This is a genomic window from Paenibacillus dokdonensis, from assembly GCF_004916975.1.
GTDB lineage: Bacteria > Bacillota > Bacilli > Paenibacillales > Paenibacillaceae > Paenibacillus_AQ > Paenibacillus_AQ dokdonensis.
Window position 1 is genome coordinate 981,824 of the sequence record NZ_STGQ01000001.1, and the last position, 17,641, is coordinate 999,464.

Sequence of the window (17,641 nt, forward strand, 5' to 3'; positions counted from 1 at the left end):
CGGTATATTATTATGTACAGGCATGAAAGTGGAGGAGGAGGCTTTTTCTTGGAATTTAAAGGTGCAATGGGCGGTATTTACAGAATTACAGAATGGATTACCCGCTTTGCTTACAGTAACATTCTCTGGATGTTATGTTCGTCCCCGTTTTTCTTTTTCCTGGTAACCAAAATGTTGGTAACCGGTGCAAATGAATCGCTTCAAATGAACTGGGCCATGGGTATCGTGGCACCGTTTACATTGTTCCCGGCCACGGCCGCACTTTTTGCGGTTGTACGCAAATGGGTGATGGGCGATACCGACGTGAAAATCTTCAGCATGTTTTTTAGGTCCTATAAGGAAAATTACAAGCAAAGCATGATCGGCGGCGTATTCTACGTACTTCTGCTGGTTATCATGCTGGTCGATTATACCGTTTATATGACGCAGTTCAGCAATCTGCAGATCATCGGTATTGTGATGTTGATTTTGCTGATTGTACTGTTCATATCATTATTTAATTTCTTTTCGATGATTGTGCATTATCATATGGGAATCCTGCAAATCCTGAAAAATGCGGTTCTGATCACAATTATACGGCCGCTGCGTGTCATAACGACGGTTCTCGGAAGTGCTGTCGTGCTGTTTGTAGGCTCCAAGTATCCGGCATTGATCTTCTTCTTTGGCGGTAGTTTGATCGCCTTCTGGGCATTCTTCAACTTCTACGCGACGTTCACCAAGATGCAGGAGCAGGCTGAACGTATCAAGCAGAAGGAGCTGGAGGAGCAGGAAGCGGCTGCGCTTGAAGGGGATTCGCAAGCTGAACCGGATGATGATTCATGGAATAAGGAAGCGGTTAAAAAAGACTAACAGGATATCCAATCATTGTGGAATATTCTCCAGCAACATTTACATTCTGATAAAATGGGTCTATAATAAGACTACATCCTGCGATGTTCGCCACGGTTAATCGTTGTTTTGAACCAATGATAATGTCTAGGGAGATCATTACGAAGCGCAGCTGAAAAGCCCTGTCTACATGACATGGGGACTTCAAAAGCGCATCCGAGGTCACCCACCTGCTCAAGCAGGTTCAGAAGACAATTTAATCGGACGGCATAGGCGGGTTTCCTTATTAAATTTACAAGACACTCCATTTGCGGAAGATCTCCGGAAATTGGGGTGTTTTTTGTCTATAACGGGACATTTTACCCTACTTACTCTTTTGTTCTGCCCCTAACAATGATACACTGTTAAGTATTGATGATGCTTACTACAAAGGGGGAAAGGTCTTGTCGTTAAAGAGAGTTCTAGTGGGGATCGTTCGTAGCCAGGAGGGTACAAGCGACCGGGCGAAAGATCCTAAGATGAAGACGCGCTATTACAATTTATCGAAAGACAAGGCATGGGAGGAAATATCCTCGACACTGAAGAAGATTCCCGGATATAAGGTGCTTCATGAGGTTTCTTCCGTCGGAGAGATTACGCTGGAGAAAAGAACGTCTTTCGGACGCACGGTAGATATCACGGTATCCGTGTTGTCGGTTGGTCCGGTACGCAGCGCAGTTGACATGTACTCGGCTTCCAGAGGCTCTATGGGAGATCTGGGTGCGAACTACCGCATTATATTGAATCTGTTTTCAGCACTCGACAAGAAGTTGGCTAAATACAAAACGAACCAATAATATGAATGGAAAAGCGAGAGAAAGGACAAGGCTCTTTCTCCCGCTTTTTTTAAGGAATCAGAAAGCCGTACGCTTCACGAATCAGCTTCCCTGATCTCTTGATAAAATTTTCAGTTTGATTTTGCTAAAGCGGTTTAAAGCATATACTACCGATAGGGAAAGCTCTAGAGCAGTTCCTTCACAGCGGCTATCGCTTTTTCATAATCCGGATGTTCTGTCATTTCAGGCAGATACTCCACGTAAGTGATTTTGTCGTTCTTATCGACAACGAAAATGGAGCGCATGTCCAGACGGAATTCCTTGATCAGGACTCCGTAGGCCTGTCCGAAGGACATATCATTGTGATCGGAGAGAGTGACCACGCGGTCTACGCCGGCTGCACCGCACCAACGTGCCTGTGCAAACGGAAGATCGGCGCTGATGGTCAATACGATGACTTCGTCTCCCAGAGCTCCTGCTTCTTCGTTAAAGCGGCGTGTTTGTGCGTCACAAACGCCGGTATCGAGGGATGGAACGACGCTAATCAATTTGATTTTGCCTGCAAAATCCTGAAGAGAAGCTTGTTCAACCAAATTTTTGCTGACGGTAAAATCCGGAGCCTGGTCGCCTGCTTGAAGCTGTGGTCCCACCAATGTAAGCGGATTGCCTTTAAAAGTAGCAACGCCTGTACGTTCTTGTGCCATGATGATTCTCCTTTCGGTAATTGGAAATTGGTGAATCGTGCCAAGGATCATTATAATCTTTTTAAAAAGGCATTGTCCAATCTGTTTGCTTGGTTTACCAGTGGTTTTTGCAAAAACAAGGTGAGCGATCATTCAAGATTGGCGCAAATCCTGACTAGGTAAAGCAAAGGAAGTGTAACATGTTATTTGTACGCTATGAAAACTGGAAAAGTTATTTAAGATATTATCCCATAACGACGATATTATTTGTGGCTAATATCATTATGTTTCTTATCCTGGCTTTTAATGGGGGCGCCTCAAACAATCAAACGCTCGTCAAGTTCGGAGCTCTGACCAATGTTGACGGGTACAACGAGTGGTGGAGGTATGTATCATCCATGTTCCTGCATGGGGGCTTTTCGCATCTTTTGTTTAATGATTTTGCGATCCTTGTGTTTGCTCCGCCGCTCGAGCGGCTTCTGGGAGCCTGGAGATATGCATTATTGTATCTGCTCAGCGGCGTAATTGGCAATATCCTGTCCGTGGCGCATTACAACCGGATTGGAGAGACGCTGATTACGATCGGAGCGTCAGGAGCAATCTACGGCGTCTACGGGGCGTTTCTGTACATTGCCTTGCTGCAGCGGAATTGGATGGATGATGCCTCACGAAAAACGGTGTATGCCCTTCTGCTGTTCGGTATCATCTTCTCCCTGGTATCACCGGGGATGAACATCAACTGGATGGCCCATCTGGGTGGACTCGTCGGCGGATTCTTTATTTATGGGTTAATGGCAAGAATTGTGAAGAAACGGATTAAACGGTCATAACGACATGAATTGAACTAAAGAATGAGTGAAGTCATCTCCTGTATTCTAATGAATTCAAGGAGAAGGAAGATTAAACTTTAATTCATTTTATACAGCGGATAGCGTAAAAGCAGAATGGAGCGAGTAACAGGTGGAATTAAGACAGTTGCAGTATTTTTTGAAGGTAGCGCAGAAAGAGCATGTCACCCAGGCGGCGGAGGAGCTGCATGTGGCCCAGTCGGCGGTTAGCCGCCAGATTCATCAGCTGGAGGAAGAACTGGGAGTCCAATTGTTTATGCAAAAGGGCAGAAACCTGCAGTTGACGCCAGTAGGACAATTGTTCTGTAAACGGGTGGACAGCATTCTGAAGGATCTGGATAAGGCTGTCTTAGAGGTTCATGAATTTTTGGACCCGGAGCAGGGAGAGATTCGGATTGGTTTTCCGCACAGTTTGGGTATCCATCTTATCCCGTCGGTCGTTTCTGAGTTCAAGCGGCGGTATCCGAACGTGAAGTTCAGATTCAAGCAAGGTATGTTTCCTTCATTAATTCGGGATGTGATCTCCGCAGAAGTTGATCTGGCTTTTATTTCTCCGTTCCCGGAGAAGCATGAGCAGGTCGAAGGCGAAATTATGCTGACAGAGGAGCTTTACGCGATTCTGCCTCCGAATCATCCGCTTGCCGGGGAAGAGAGTATTACTCTGAATCAGCTGAAGGAAGACAAATTCGTTCTGTTCAGCAAAGGATATTCCTTGCGGCCGATTGTTTGGCATGCCTGTCTTGAGGCCGGCTTTACTCCGAAAATCGCTTTTGAAGGGGAGGAGACAGATACCATCCGCGGGCTGGTGGCTGCCGGTATGGGCGTCAGTATTTTACCGGAGATGGCTTTGTTCCAGACGAATCCCTTGCAGCCGGCGAGAGTAAGTATCTCGGAACCAAAGGTGACACGCACCATTGGGCTGATACACCGTTCCGATGACAAGCTGCCGCGGGTTGCGCAAGCCTTTCGCTCCTTTCTGCTTAGCTATTTCGGACTGCAACAACAAAATGGAAATCAAAAAAACACCCCGGTCGGTTCTTAACCGATCAGGGTGTTTTTTCTTTGTGAGAATCTTAGTCGCGATTGCTGTTCGTGAAAATCATAATATAGCGGAGCAGCTCCAGAACGGAGATCAGGGCGGCGGCCACATAGGTAAGCGCGGCAGCGTTCAGAACCTTGGCGACGCCTCTTTCCTCATCATTGGAGATATAACCTTCGGATACCATGATGTCCCGTGCACGATTGCTCGCATTAAACTCGACAGGCAGGGTAATGAGCTGGAAGGCTACGGCGACGGAGAAGAAGATAATCCCGATACCAAGCAGCCCCATCCATTGAAACAAAAAGCCTGCGATAATTAGCAGAGGAGCGATTCCTGAAGCGAAATTCACGACCGGGAAGATCCGGTGGCGAAGCACGAGCATTGGATAATGCTGCTTATGCTGGATTGCGTGTCCGATCTCGTGGCAGGCTACTGAGATGGCTGAAATTGAGCTTTCATAGTAGACCGGCTCAGACAAACGGACAACACGGTTGATCGGATCGTAGTGATCAGATAATGCGCCTCTTACCGGTTCGATCGGAATATCATGCAGGCCGTTGCTGTCGAGCATATGCCGCGCTGCATCATAACCGGTCATACCGCTGGTTGCCGGTACATCAGACCACTTTTTAAATGTTCCCTGGACCCGGAATTGAGCCCACAAGGAAAATCCGAATGCAATAATAATTAGAATATACATTCCCATGTTACACCCTCCTGCTTGTCATAAAATGATACCCGTTATGATGAGACCTGCTAAAGTGTAGGCCCCTGCTCAAGGAAGAGTCTGATTGCTTCTATGCATGCCGCTCCCTGTGGCAGCAAATTCAGCAGCAGATGGCGAGCTTGCCCGGGTTTCATCTTTTGGATAAGGGGGCTGAGCTCATTTACCTCGCGTTCAAGCTGCTGCATATGCAGTTCCAGGTAGGTAAGCTTGTCGGAAACCTGATGGACTTCAGGTCCCGCATCCCACTTGTCAAGCGTTTGCCGTATCTCTTCCAGAGTATATTTCTCTTGTTTCAAATCATTAATACGTTGGAGACGGAGTAAGGTTTCATGGCTGTACAAACGATAATTTTTAAGAGTCCGCTTTTCAGGAGAAATGAGCCCCAGTTTGGTGTAATAATCAATCGTTCGTTCGCTGACACCTCCAGCTTTAGCCAATTCACCGATACGATACAGCTTTATATCCCCATCTAAAATCACCTCACCGGAAAATATACGATTTTGTATAGAGTGAACTAAAGACCTAAGACAACTACAGTTCAATCTATGTAACTCATTTTAATATGAGATTTATGCAAATATGATACATGAAGTTTAACCATACAGTCAAACGTCACGCTTTATTATATTACAATTAATGTAAAGACAAGTTACACAAACTTATTTTACGAAAATAGTCTTGTCATTTTCATTCCCTTTTGCTTATAATGTGATTAATAATTTCGTTATGTGTTAAGTAAACTAACATTAAAGAGGAGTGGGGAGTATGAAAAGAAAGTGGTTCGGCGGTGCTTTGGCATTTCTTGCATTAATGGCTTTTCCGGCTACGGTGTTTGCGGACGATGGGCCGACGAATGTACAGCTGCAAGCGGGACTCAATACCTTCTTTGTATTCATGGCAGCCATGCTCGTATTTTTCATGCAGGCAGGTTTCGCGTTACTGGAAGCCGGCTCGGTGCGGATGAAGAATGCAGGTCATATTGCGGGTAAGACCGTATTGACGCTGGGAATATCCATTATCGTATTCTGGGCTTTCGGATTCGGGCTTGGGTTCGGTAATGGCAACAGTCTGTTCGGAACGACCGGCTTCTTCATGACAGGTGATGCCATGGCCAAATCGTTTGATGCCCTCTCGGCATCCGATGTCTCCCTTTCAGTTAAGTTTTTATTCCAGCTTTCCTTCGCGGCTGTATCGCTTGCGATTGCCTGCGGCGGGATGGCCGAACGTGCCAAGCTGAGTGTATATATCGTTTTCGGTGCATTGTTTATGATGGTGATTTATCCGGTTGTGGCGCATTGGGTATGGGGCGGCGGCTGGCTTGGACAGCTGGGAATGCAGGACTTCGCAGGCTCTACAGTCGTGCATCTGACTGGAGCTACAGCAGCCCTGGTTATTACCTATATGCTCAAACCGCGGCTTGGTAAATACAATAAGGATGGAAAGCCCAACAGCATTCCGGGTCACAATCAGGTCTTGTCGGTCCTTGGCGTCTTTATTCTCTGGATTGGTTGGTTCGGATTTAACCCTGGAAGCACGCTGTCGGCGATGATGGATGGTTTCTTCGGTTATGTAGCACTTACGACCAATATTGCGGTTGCGGCGGGCGCCATCGCCGCCCTGTTGATTTCCTGGGCTGTATTCGGCAAGGCAGATATTCCAAGCATGCTGAATGGCGTACTGGCTGCACTCGTGGCCATCACAGGCTCTTGTGCTTTCGTGGATGCATGGGCTGCCGTAGTCATCGGCGCAGTCGCAGGTATTGTAACCTTCTTTACTGCACAATGGTTCGAAAGAGCGGGAATTGACGATCCGATTTACGCTTTCTCCGTGCATGGTATTGCTGGAATCTGGGGTGCCATCTCCACGGGCTTGTTTGCAACTCCTAAACTGGTAGAAACAACAGGTGTAGGTAAACCTGGGCTCTTCTATGGAGGCGGACTTGAACAGCTTGGTGTTCAGCTTCTGGGTGTTTTGGGAGCATTCGTCTTCGTTTTCGTTATCTCGTTCATTATTATCGGTATTATGAAAGTAACGATGGGTATCCGCGTATCGGAGGAAGAGGAAATGATGGGTCTGGATATCAGTGAGCACGGCACATACGGTTATCCGGAGCAAATGAAGCTGATTGCCGATGCTGCTTCAGTAAAGACTGGACCTGAGCTCTCATCCGTCAAACCTGCAGTTGGAACAAACGAATCGTTTTAATTGAGGATATCCCGAAATGCTACATTAAATCATAAGCTCCAGCAGTGGTTTGACAGGGAGGTGCAGCGATGGAGCCGATGAAATACGCTGAACGAGAGCCGGATTTGGAAGGCATCAGATATGCAGCTTCGCGTGAACAATTGAGAAATAAACGACAGGTATGCCAAACGCAGCTGGAGCATCTGTATACACTTCTGCCGATTGAGGCCTGGACCTCGCTTGTGAATGACATGCATGATGATGTTGCAGCCAGAGCTGCGGCGATATGTGAATATGAACTGGAAGCGGCGGGTTACGGCCCGCCCCCTGTTCCTTATGCTTTTGTGGTATTTGGAAGCTCTGGACGCCGTGAATCCACACTTTGGAGTGACCAGGATAACGGACTGATCATCAGTGACGAAGCCCACGAAGAAAAGGAGATGTACTTTCACACATTTGGACGTCATCTGTCCAATTTGCTGGAATATTTGGGATATGAAAAATGCAAAGGAAAAGTCATGTGCTCCGAGCCGCTATGGCGCCAAACGCTAGGGGAATGGAAGCAGCAAATGACATGCTGGCATCAGGATTTCAGCTGGGAACCTGTTCGCAACCTGATGATTGCTTCGGATATGCGATTTATTTCGGGAGAACGTCCGCTTGTCTTGGCATGGAAACAGTTTTTTGAACGCAGCATGAATGAATCCCCTGAGATGGCGACAGCTATTTTGAGGAATACCGTCAGGCATAAGGCGACGCTGAATGTTCTTGGACAGGTAGTAACCGAACGTTTTGGAGAGCATGCCGGGGATTTCGATGTGAAATATGGTGTGTATATCCCGCTGGTGAACAGTATCCGGTACATGGCTTTACAGGAAGGAATTGGCGAGACATCCACGCTGAAGCGTCTGGAAAAATTATCTTTGCTTGATGGGGGGAACATGCTGTTTGAAAACTGCCAGCGTGCTTTTCTGACAGCTTTGACGCTCCGCGCAGCGGCTAGCTTTACTGTAAAGAACGGCGTTTACTCCAGCAGTGGATACCTGCCGCAGTCCGAGTTGAAGAAAAAACCGCTGCTGTATAACCTTCGAGATAGCCTTACGACCGTGAGGCGCACTCATCGGGCGCTGCAGAGACGTCTGCGGTTTGCTGAGAGGAGAAGGTCATGAGAACACCGGAGCGCGGAAATGGCGGCTTCTGGAGCATGCTGCGCCAGGGAGGGGTACCATCTGCGATATCATCCGTAATGGGAGGTACCTCAGCTCAGCAGATGGCCTTTATCCGCTCTCTGATGAGAGAACAGCGCAGACCGGAAACGCTTCATACACCACTGCATAAGCTTAAAACGGTCATTTTCGACTTGGAGACCACCGGGTTTCATGTTCAGCAAGGGGATGAAATACTATCTATTGGGGCGCTGAAGGCAGACGGCGAATACATCATGGAAAAAGAACAATTTTACACGCTGGTTCAAGCCAAACGGCCGGTACCCGGGCATATCACCGAGCTGACAGGCATTACGCAGCCGATGATTGATCAGGCGCCGCCCCTCATTAGCGGTCTGCATGATTTCATGAATTTTATCGGAGACAGGGTGTTGGTAGCTCATGCCAGTGCGCATGATAAATCATTTCTGAATGCAGCTCTCTGGAAAACATCCAAGGTTAATCTCAGTCATCGCCTCATTGATACGATGATGATCGCACGATGGCTGGACCCTAACCGTCAGAGCTATTCGCTGGACTCGTTGTTGTCAGGGAAGGGCATTCCGATTGAAGGAAGACATCATGCGCTAGAAGATGCGAAGATGACGGCTCAGCTCTGGACTTCATATCTTAAGGAAATTGCAGAGAGCAGAATGGCCGATACGCTGGGTGATCTATATGCCTGTCTCAGCCATGCTTAACCATTGCAGGCTGCAGCGTGTACAGACCATCCATTCCTTTCAAGATAGAATACCCGTTTAACTGTACTTTCTCATTCGTCTCGTCCGGACTGCCGATCATATAGATCCTGAGCAGATCCGCGAATAGAGGCAGCTGCTGCAGATCCTCTTCGGAGGGAAAGGGCAGTGAGTGGGGATGGGAATGGAAAAGGCCGATGAGGCCATCACTCCGCAAGCATTCTTTTATCCAATCCTCGGGATGTAGGACAAAACGGTGCAGCGGGTCAGGCGCTACGTTGCGCATTGGAACGAAGGTATCGATCCGCATGCCGCCCGCTGTAGCTTTACCCCGCAATACACCGCAGGCTTCATATGGTAATCGGAGAAACAGATGCTCGGCTATCTGCCTTCCGCACAAGGCGCTGAGCGAAATTTCTTGCCTGGTTCCATGAGGCACTGTCAACCGTAGTTCTCCCCTCTCGTATGGCCTCTGCTAAGTAGCAGAGGCATTTTTTTTATGATTATTCCTGGACGTTACAAAGTCACTGAAATAGATCTTCGGTGTGTAATTTTCTTTTTATAGGGTTATTTTGTTCTTTTTGCAAATTTCCTGCAAACCATTTGTAAGTTACGGTGAAAAGAGGGTACAATACAGAATAGAAACTCTATGAAAAGGAACGAAAACAACTATGAAGCGTAATCTATATATTCTTCTTGGTGTGATCGTATTAATCGGTATCGCGGTTTATCAAAATGCAGGACCCGGCATCCAGTCGGTATTCCAGCATGAAAAGGCGTTGCCGACGGAGACGGGACCCAAGGCGGGGCTGCTTGCCCCGGCGTTTACAGCACAAGGTCTGGACGGAAATGATTATCATGTCGGCGGACAGCAGGATAAGGCGATTTTGCTCAATTTTTGGGCGTCGTGGTGTAGTCCATGTCAGCAGGAAGCTCCTGAGCTGAACGCTCTTGCCGAGAAATATAAAGACAGCCTAAACATCTATGGAGTTAACGTTACCAAATACGATAATAAAAAGAATGCCCAAAAATTTATCGAAAAGTATAGCCTGAATTTCCCGGTGATGCTGGATCTGAAAGCTGATATTTACGAAACACAGTATAAGGGGATCGCCTTTCCGACCAATGTGCTGATCGACAAGCGCGGAGTCGTCCAGGAAGTTGTGCTTGGTATTTTGCCACCCAAAGATTTGGAGAAGAAATTGAAGCATTTGATTAAATCATGATAAAAAACCTCGGTGTCCTGACAGGACATCCGAGGTTTTTTGATGTTACTGATTAATGGTTGACGAGACCCCGCTGTTCTGCTGACGGCCCATCCAAGTCTCGTTCATTATTCAGGATTTGCCCGAGCAGAGCATACCGCATACTGTCCACAAGCGCTTCCCAGCTTGCTTCGATGACATTTTCGGATACCCCGACCGTATTCCAGGAGTTGTTAATATCGCGTGATTCGATCAATACACGTACTTTGGCCGCTGTTGCGTCCTTTTCGTCCAGCACACGAACCTTGTAGTCCGACAAATGCATTTCCTTAATGGTTGGGAAATATTGAACCAGGGCTTTCCGCAGCGCATTATCCAGAGCGTTGACCGGACCGTTGCCCTCAGCAGCAGTGTAGACATTGTTGCCCGCTACATTTAACTTCACGAAGGCTTCGGAGACAACCGGTCGCCCAGCTGTTTTTTCAACCAGCATTTTAAAGGATTCGAAAGTAAAGAGCTCTTTCATTTCTTCACCAGTTTCGCGCAGCAGCAGCTCCAGGGAGGCATCCGCAGCCTCAAAAGTATAACCTTGATGCTCAAGATCTTTGATCTTGTCAATGACCTTGCGGGACGATTCATTTGTGGAGTCGAAGTCCAGACCCATGTCATGTGCCTTGGAAACAATGTTGCTCTGTCCGGCCAGATCCGATACCAGCACCCGCTGCTTGTTGCCAACCCACTCAGGAACGATATGCTCGTAGGTTCTGGAATCCCGGAGAATTGCAGATACGTGGATACCGCCTTTATGGGCGAAAGCTGCATTTCCGACATACGGTTGATTCACCGGCATATTTACGTTTGCAATTTCACTCACATAACGTGCGGTATTGGTCAGCTGCTTCAGGCGTTCTTCGCCGATACACTCATATCCGAGCTTGAGCTGCAGATTCGGGATGATCGAGCAGAGGTTAGCGTTGCCGCAGCGCTCTCCGTAGCCGTTGATGGTCCCCTGTACCTGACGGGCACCGGCCTGTACCGCGCTTAGCGTGTTGGCAACGGCAAGCTCGCAGTCGTTATGGGTGTGTATGCCGAGATTTGCTTGCGGCAGACCTGTATGAAGGGTGGTGACGATGCCGCTGATTTCATGTGGGAGCGTTCCACCGTTGGTGTCGCACATAACGAGCCAATCCGCTCCGGCTTCATGGGCTTTTTTCAATACGGAGACTGCATACTCGGGATTGTTTTTGTATCCGTCGAAGAAATGCTCTGCATCAAAAATCACCTCAAGACCCTGCTGCTTCAGATAAGCGATGGAATCATAAATCATAGCCAGATTTTCTTCGAGCGTTGTTTGAAGTGCGGTATGCACATGGAAATCCCATGATTTGCCGACCAACGTTGCGGCTTGGGCACCGGACTCGATCATCCGCTTCAGGTTTGCGTCCTGGTCTGCCTGGCTGTCTTTGCGTCTGGTGCTGCCGAATGCCGTGATTTTGGCGCTGAGTCCGAGCTGCTGCACTCTTTTGAAAAATTCAATGTCTTTGCTGTTGCTTCCCGGAATCCCACCTTCAATATATTGAACACCAAGATCATCGAGCTTTTTGGCAATTTTGAGTTTATCGTCCGCCGACAAGCTGACTCCTTCGCCTTGGGTGCCGTCGCGCAGGGTTGTGTCGAAGATGGATATGGACTTAGACATGAAGCGTCCTCCTTTGGAAGTCTTTTGAATTCGATTATTTATAGTAAATTATTATAGCATTTTTACGCGGGAATGTAACAAAGAATTCCGTGATTTACCGTCATGTTGTTTTCTTGACCTCCTTTTCAAGGAACGTTATGCTGGAAATAATGAATTTTGCGAAGGTGTGAAGGATAATGAAGACTGACATTGACGCTTATTATCCATCGAACGGCAGGGTCATTTTGCATGTGGATATGAATGCATTTTACTGTTCGGTCCATGAGGCGGAAGAGCCGGAAAAATACCGTGGCAAGCCAACGGCGGTGGCTGGAAGCATCGAGCTGCGCAAAGGAATCATTGTGACCTGCTCCTATGCTGCCAGGCAGATCGGAATATCCACCGGGATGCATGTGAACCGGGCGCTGAAGCTGTGTCCGGATCTGATCATCATTCAGCCTGATTTCCATTTATATCGTAAATACTCGTCCGCATTTATGAAAATAGCGTATTCCTATACACCGCTCATGCAGGCAACTTCCATTGATGAATGCTACCTGGACATAACCGGTTCGAGGCAGTTCGGCACGCCGCAGCAGATCGCGGAGGAAATCCAGCGGAGAATTGAAGAGGAGCTGGGTTTGCCATGCTCGGTAGGGATCGCACCCAATAAGCTGCTTGCCAAGATGGCATCGGATATGAAAAAGCCGCGGGGGATCTCCGTCCTTCGAATCCGCGATGTGCCCCGTATATTATGGGATCGCCCATGCGGTGAACTGTTTGGCATCGGCGGCAAAACAGCTGAAAAGCTGCGCAAGCTCGGAATCTACACGATCGGGCAGCTGGCAAAAACCGAGGAAGAGATACTGATCCGTTCTTTCGGTGTAGTCGGTGCTTGGATGAAGCAGGCGGCCAACGGTATCGATCACTCCCCCGTCCTGGAAGAGCGGGAGCAGAACAAATCGATCGGACATACAACGACGCTTCCGACCGACATTCAGGCGCGTGAGGATGTAAACCGGGTCCTGCTGAATATCAGTGATCAGGTCGCACGGAGGCTGCGGCGTCAGGAACTTGTAGCGGGTGGGGTACAGATTACGATCCGCACACCGGATATGAAAACCATTACGCGCAGCCATGCGCTGGCTACACCTACTGAGAATGCGGCTGATATCTATGAAGAAGCCCGCCGCCTGTATGTGGAGCACTGGAGCTGGGATAAGCCAGTAAGGCTCCTGGGAATTACGCTTCAGCATTTGACGCCTAAGAGCGAAGCGGCGATCCAGCTGGATCTTTTCGAATATGAAAAGCATCCCAAAAAGGAGTCATTAACGCAAACGATGGATATGCTCCGCAACAAGTTCGGAGAAAATGCAGTGGTCACCGCAGGGATGCTGGGAGATGATCCATCGGTTCTGCTCCGTAATCACAAGGTAAGAGGAACCTCTCTGCAAATGGATTTTGTAAACAAAGAAGGCCTTGATCTTCCTTAATCATTCAATATATACAGGCTGAACATGAAATGTAAGTGATTTTTATCATAGGCTTCTCGCGGGTAGATGGGATACGATTAGGTTTGCGGCCGTACCAAGGTCGGATGAAATACTCGTTACTTGCAATAGGAGGTAGAGAGAACATCATGGCAAAATACTGCTGGGTTGATAAGGATACATGCATCTCCTGCGGGGCATGCGGTGCTACGGCGCCAGATATTTACGACTATGATGATGAGGGGCTTGCGGAAGTCGTGTATGATGGTGACTGCAACCAGGGCGTAACCGAGATTCCGGAGGAAATGTTCGATGATCTTCAGGATGCGGCAGACGGCTGCCCGACGGATTCCATCCAGATAGCAGATACTCCTTTTCGGGTCGTAGTTGAACAATAGAGAGAAACCAAGAAGACATCCTTACATCGGATAGGCCCGATGGAGGATGTTTTTTTGTTCTTCTTCAACCGATATATATAGAAAAAGACAATTGTAATGATGGAGGATCCCGTGGCAAATTCGCATTACCTTAAAAAATATGTGCAGATGCACCCGGATAATAAAATGGGCTGGTATTTGCTTGGCAAGGAATATGAAAAAGCCGGGCAGCACGGCAAGGCGAACTATTGCTTTAATCAATCCGGTGGAATATTCGAGGCGTTCGAAACCAGCAAAATGCCTTCGGATATATGGAAAGAGTATGAATCCAAGCTGCTGCAGCAGGTTCAAGATAAAGACCGCAGATCTGTTCGAATTCGCCGTGCTCTCATCGTATTCATGCTGTTGCTGCTTGCTTTGGTTCCGTCGGTGGATGCGCCGGGCCAGAGCAAGAAGGCAGAAGAGGTTTTGCTTAACAATGATCCGGAAAGAGCGACTGCGGAAGATCAACAACAGAATGCCGGGAATGAGGGCAGCGGGCATGCAGCGCCGGATGAAGATCTGGTTATGTTTACGGCGGCGCAGGAAGGCGGCTTTGGAGCAGGTGGTCAGCAGATTGAACCGGGTCCTTTTACCCATACGCAACTTTTGCAGGGGAAGCTTGCTGTACTGGAGCTGAAAAAACAGGGGAAATGGCTGATGTGGAACCGAGAAATGCCCTTGGGTTATACACTGAAAAATAACGGTCCTGGCGCTTTAGCCTACCAGTCTTATAATCCCAAAACATGCAATTGCCAGCCTTCGGATGGAAGCAATCTGTCGGGAGCTGCGTTCGCCTGGACGGGGGAACAAGAAGAGCAGGCACTGTTATACAGCGCAATTAAAGCATATAAGAACAATACCGGCGGGTTTCCCGAAAAAATGAGTGATCTGCTTCGCCCATTTCCGGGTAACTGGGTATCGGGTACGACGGAAGGCATGAAGGAAGCTTTTCAGCCGCTATTGCAGAGAGTCAAGACGGAAGCAGCTGGCCAGGAGCTGCCGGATACGAACGAAGCAGCTGACGGCGCAAAAGGGAAAGGGCCATTTTCGAAGACATGGGGCAACAGGCCGTTTTTTGAAGAGCCGCTGAAAATTGTCGTGGACAAAAGCAATCACCGGCTGGCAGTTGTCAGCGGGCGTATAATTCTACGGAATTATAAGGTGGGACTCGGAGGCATACGCACGCCGGAAGGCAATTATGTAATCACAGACAAAGTGATGAATCCGAATGGTCACTCAGACGGGGAATTCGGTAGCAGGGGGATGCAGCTTTCCGGAACAAATTATGCCATCCACGGAACAAATGAACCCGCCAGTGTAGGTGCCGACGAGTCCCAGGGCTGCGTACGCATGAGTAAAACAGATGTCGAGGAGCTGTTTGACATGGTACCGATGGGAACCCCGGTACTCATTAGTAAAGGGGCTTTGCCTGATGAAGTGCTCGTTCCGACGGAAAGATTCCATACGAACCGGGAACAGGATCAGACAAACCCCCAAAAGACGTACCACTGGCTGTAATCAGGTGTTAAAGATAATCAGCACGACAATCAGCAGAATGAGAAGCAATAAACTGAGGCCGGACCAAAAAATCGCCTTTCTGTTCACTTCTTCCTTTTTTTGCTGAAGTGTCGGAGGCTTGCGCTTGGTTGCCATAGAGTTCAACCCTCTTTCTATCAAATTCAGTGGATACCTCAATTGTAATGGGTTTATCCCTAAAATACCAGCAGGACAAGGGAAAGAAACACGTACCAGGACAAGGTAAAAAACTTTCCTTTTACACCGGAAAAGGATAAACTTAAGGATAGAGAACACAACTGTGGATAGAGAGGAAGAGTATCAAGTGCTGTACCGAAATGTGGCAAAACCGTTTTTCTTTAAGATGGACCCGGAAAAAGCGCACCATATGGTGATCGGAGGTTTACATACAGCCGGATCCCTGCCGGGAGGCTCCAGCCTCTTGCAGAGTATGTACGGCGTGAGCGAAACGCCGGATCTGGCAGTCGATTTATTCGGACTTCATTTTCCAACCCCCGTTGGATTGGCGGCAGGACTGGATAAAAACGCGGCAGCGGTTGAAGGCTTTTCCTCTATCGGATTCGGATTCATGGAAGTTGGGACCGTCACACCGAAGGGACAACCCGGTAACGACCAGCCCCGCTTATTTCGTCTGCCTCCGGATGAGGCACTATTAAACCGGATGGGCTTTAACAATGAAGGCGCGGAAGCTATGGCACAGAAGCTGTCCCGGCTGAAATCAAGATCCATTCCTGTGGCTGTCAATATCGGAAAAAACAAAGTGACTCCCAACGAGGAAGCTTATAACGATTATCTGGAATGCATCCGGAAGCTGTATCCTTACGGCGATTTTTTTGTCGTCAATATTAGCTCGCCGAATACCCCGGATTTAAGGAATTTGCAGTATGGCAGCGAGCTTTCCTCGCTGATCGCGCATATCATGAATGAGATGCGGCAACAGGCCCGAATACATGGTGAATCCAAGCATATTCTGGTTAAAATTGCTCCGGATGTAAGCAATGAGGAGCTTGAGATGATGATAGATGCCCTTTCTGCGAGCGGGATTTCTGGAATTATCGCTACGAATACAACGATTGGTAGGGATGGCCTAACCCACCCGAATAAGAAGGAAACAGGTGGAATCAGCGGCAGGCCGCTGCGGGCACGATCGACGGAGGTTGTTTCCCGTGTATACAAACAGACCGGCGGGAGGCTGCCGATCATCGGATCCGGGGGCATATTCACCGCTGAGGATGCTTACGAGAAAATTCGGGCCGGAGCAAGCCTGGTCGAAATTTATACAGCACTTATATACGAAGGGCCCGAAGTGAACCGCCGGCTTCATGCCGGCCTCAGGGAGCTTCTGCGCCGTGACGGATTAACACATATTTCCGAAGCCGTAGGGGCTGACCATCGCTGAGGGTGACAGACAGGAGGCATGTGAATGGACGGTAGGGATTGGGGATTGTTTTTACTTCCGTACGAGCAAACCGTTGAAGAACTTAAAGTCAAATTCAAAACCATGCGTGCGGAGCTGAAGAAACGCGAAGAGTACGCGCCCATCGAATTTGTTACGGGTCGTGTGAAACGGATATCCAGCATTTTGGAGAAAGCAAAACGATTAAACGTGCCGATGGACCAGCTGGAAACCGGAATTGAGGATATCGCCGGAATACGCATCATGTGCCAGTTTGTGGAGGATATCCGGCGTGTAGCTGAATACATTCGCAAGCGTAAAGACCTGAAGCTCTTATTTGAAAAAGACTATATTACGAATTACAAGGAAAGCGGATATCGCAGCTTTCATATGATCGTGGAATACCCTGTGCAAACCGCACTCGGTCAAAAGCAGGTGCTCGCTGAAATTCAGATCCGGACGCTTGCCATGAACTTCTGGGCAACGATTGAGCATTCCTTAAGCTACAAATACCGCGAAAGTCTGCCGGATGAAATGCGCAGACGGCTGCAGAAGGCAGCCGAAGCCGCCGCGGTGCTGGATAACGAGATGTCCAGCATACGCGAAGAAATTCTGATAGCCCAGAAACAATTCGAAGATGATTCAAACGTGACTTCCCGGGTACTGATCTTGATTCATCAGCTTTATTTTTACCATCTTGTCAATGAGGCGATGGAATTCCAGGAACGGTTTAACCGGATTTGGGCCAATCAGGGTGCCCAGCGTGACATGGAGGAAATGAAAGAGCTGCTGGAAGATGTCCAACAGATGATGGCGGCTTACCGCAAGGAAGATTCGCACGAAGATTAGTTGTTATAGAAGTTCAGCCTGCTGCCCAATGGACAGCA

General features: G+C 48.3%; 19 protein-coding genes and 1 other RNA gene. 14 read left to right on the forward strand and 6 right to left on the reverse strand.

The window, feature by feature from the left end; all coding sequences use genetic code 11:
- Positions 1 to 48: 48 nt before the first annotated feature.
- From E6W40_RS04505 to E6W40_RS04515, 3 genes are all read left to right on the forward strand, one after another.
- The gene (locus E6W40_RS04505; RefSeq protein ID WP_136604388.1) at positions 49 to 849 is read left to right on the forward strand and encodes a YesL family protein; all 801 of its coding nucleotides are present in this window, start codon (positions 49 to 51) and stop codon (positions 847 to 849) included.
- A gap of 72 nt (positions 850 to 921) precedes the next feature.
- Positions 922 to 1,112: non-coding RNA, 6S RNA (gene ssrS / locus E6W40_RS04510), on the forward strand.
- A gap of 159 nt (positions 1,113 to 1,271) precedes the next feature.
- Positions 1,272 to 1,664, forward strand: a complete 393-nt coding sequence (locus E6W40_RS04515; protein ID WP_136604389.1) for a DUF1499 domain-containing protein — start codon at positions 1,272 to 1,274, stop codon at positions 1,662 to 1,664.
- Positions 1,665 to 1,828: 164 nt separating this feature from the next.
- Here the strand turns inward: E6W40_RS04515 and tpx are convergent, their stop codons facing one another.
- Entirely contained in the window at positions 1,829 to 2,347 is a 519-nt protein-coding gene (gene tpx, locus E6W40_RS04520) for a thiol peroxidase (protein WP_136604390.1), read from the reverse strand.
- Positions 2,348 to 2,526: 179 nt separating this feature from the next.
- Here tpx and E6W40_RS04525 point away from each other — a divergent pair, with 179 nt between their 5' ends.
- Positions 2,527 to 3,156: a rhomboid family intramembrane serine protease gene (locus tag E6W40_RS04525; protein ID WP_136604391.1), complete on the forward strand. Its 630-nt coding sequence runs from the start codon at positions 2,527 to 2,529 to the stop codon at positions 3,154 to 3,156.
- Positions 3,157 to 3,286: 130 nt separating this feature from the next.
- On the forward strand, positions 3,287 to 4,216 hold the full coding sequence (gene gltC / locus E6W40_RS04530) for a glutamate biosynthesis transcriptional regulator GltC (protein WP_136604392.1): 930 nt from the start codon (positions 3,287 to 3,289) through the stop codon (positions 4,214 to 4,216).
- A gap of 31 nt (positions 4,217 to 4,247) precedes the next feature.
- On the opposite strand, the gene E6W40_RS04535 is transcribed toward gltC, so the two are convergent.
- Together E6W40_RS04535 and E6W40_RS04540 are read right to left on the reverse strand one after the other, a co-directional pair.
- Positions 4,248 to 4,922 carry a zinc metallopeptidase gene (locus E6W40_RS04535; protein WP_136604393.1) on the reverse strand — a complete coding sequence of 225 codons (675 nt, stop codon included), beginning with the start codon at positions 4,920 to 4,922 and terminating at the stop codon, positions 4,248 to 4,250.
- Between the two features lie 50 nt (positions 4,923 to 4,972).
- Complete coding sequence (locus E6W40_RS04540; RefSeq protein ID WP_246072872.1) at positions 4,973 to 5,422, reverse strand: MerR family transcriptional regulator; 450 nt, start codon at positions 5,420 to 5,422, stop codon at positions 4,973 to 4,975.
- 286 nt (positions 5,423 to 5,708) lie between these two features.
- Between E6W40_RS04540 and E6W40_RS04545 the strand changes: the two genes are divergently transcribed.
- The 3 genes from E6W40_RS04545 (at position 5,709) to E6W40_RS04555 (ending at position 9,033) form a co-directional block, all read left to right on the forward strand.
- Positions 5,709 to 7,148: an ammonium transporter gene (locus tag E6W40_RS04545; protein WP_136604394.1), complete on the forward strand. Its 1,440-nt coding sequence runs from the start codon at positions 5,709 to 5,711 to the stop codon at positions 7,146 to 7,148.
- A 68-nt stretch (positions 7,149 to 7,216) separates the two neighbouring features.
- A complete protein-coding gene (locus E6W40_RS04550) occupies positions 7,217 to 8,296 on the forward strand; it encodes a DUF294 nucleotidyltransferase-like domain-containing protein (RefSeq protein WP_136604395.1) in 1,080 nt (359 codons plus the stop codon).
- Positions 8,293 to 9,033 (forward strand): exonuclease domain-containing protein, encoded by a 741-nt coding sequence (locus E6W40_RS04555; protein WP_136604396.1) that lies wholly within the window; start codon positions 8,293 to 8,295, stop codon positions 9,031 to 9,033. The genes E6W40_RS04550 and E6W40_RS04555 overlap by 4 nt, the downstream gene beginning before the upstream one ends.
- Here E6W40_RS04555 and E6W40_RS04560 read toward each other — a convergent pair.
- Complete coding sequence (locus E6W40_RS04560) at positions 9,020 to 9,469, reverse strand: M67 family metallopeptidase (RefSeq protein WP_246073053.1); 450 nt, start codon at positions 9,467 to 9,469, stop codon at positions 9,020 to 9,022. The genes E6W40_RS04555 and E6W40_RS04560 overlap by 14 nt on opposite strands.
- 232 nt (positions 9,470 to 9,701) lie before the next feature.
- On the opposite strand from E6W40_RS04560, the gene E6W40_RS04565 reads away from it, so the two are divergent.
- On the forward strand, positions 9,702 to 10,256 hold the full coding sequence (locus E6W40_RS04565; protein WP_136604398.1) for a TlpA family protein disulfide reductase: 555 nt from the start codon (positions 9,702 to 9,704) through the stop codon (positions 10,254 to 10,256).
- Between the two features lie 52 nt (positions 10,257 to 10,308).
- Here E6W40_RS04565 and cimA read toward each other — a convergent pair whose 3' ends face one another.
- Positions 10,309 to 11,934: a citramalate synthase gene (gene cimA, locus E6W40_RS04570; RefSeq protein WP_136604399.1), complete on the reverse strand. Its 1,626-nt coding sequence runs from the start codon at positions 11,932 to 11,934 to the stop codon at positions 10,309 to 10,311.
- A 176-nt stretch (positions 11,935 to 12,110) separates the two neighbouring features.
- On the opposite strand from cimA, the gene E6W40_RS04575 reads away from it, so the two are divergent.
- From E6W40_RS04575 to E6W40_RS04585, 3 genes are all read left to right on the forward strand, one after another.
- Entirely contained in the window at positions 12,111 to 13,406 is a 1,296-nt protein-coding gene (locus tag E6W40_RS04575; RefSeq protein ID WP_136604400.1) for a DNA polymerase IV, read from the forward strand.
- Between the two features lie 146 nt (positions 13,407 to 13,552).
- Positions 13,553 to 13,801 (forward strand): ferredoxin, encoded by a 249-nt coding sequence (locus E6W40_RS04580; RefSeq protein ID WP_136604401.1) that lies wholly within the window; start codon positions 13,553 to 13,555, stop codon positions 13,799 to 13,801.
- Between the two features lie 111 nt (positions 13,802 to 13,912).
- The gene (locus E6W40_RS04585; RefSeq protein WP_136604402.1) at positions 13,913 to 15,340 is read left to right on the forward strand and encodes a L,D-transpeptidase; all 1,428 of its coding nucleotides are present in this window, start codon (positions 13,913 to 13,915) and stop codon (positions 15,338 to 15,340) included.
- On the opposite strand, the gene E6W40_RS30235 is transcribed toward E6W40_RS04585, so the two are convergent.
- The gene (locus tag E6W40_RS30235; protein ID WP_272914970.1) at positions 15,341 to 15,475 is read right to left on the reverse strand and encodes a hypothetical protein; all 135 of its coding nucleotides are present in this window, start codon (positions 15,473 to 15,475) and stop codon (positions 15,341 to 15,343) included.
- A 187-nt stretch (positions 15,476 to 15,662) separates the two neighbouring features.
- Between E6W40_RS30235 and E6W40_RS04590 the strand changes: the two genes are divergently transcribed.
- Both E6W40_RS04590 and yjbM read left to right on the forward strand, forming a co-directional pair.
- Positions 15,663 to 16,757: a quinone-dependent dihydroorotate dehydrogenase gene (locus E6W40_RS04590; RefSeq protein WP_136606828.1), complete on the forward strand. Its 1,095-nt coding sequence runs from the start codon at positions 15,663 to 15,665 to the stop codon at positions 16,755 to 16,757.
- 24 nt (positions 16,758 to 16,781) lie between these two features.
- Positions 16,782 to 17,603, forward strand: coding sequence for a GTP diphosphokinase (gene yjbM / locus E6W40_RS04595; protein WP_136604403.1), 822 nt, complete (start codon positions 16,782 to 16,784; stop codon positions 17,601 to 17,603).
- Positions 17,604 to 17,641: the final 38 nt, after the last annotated feature.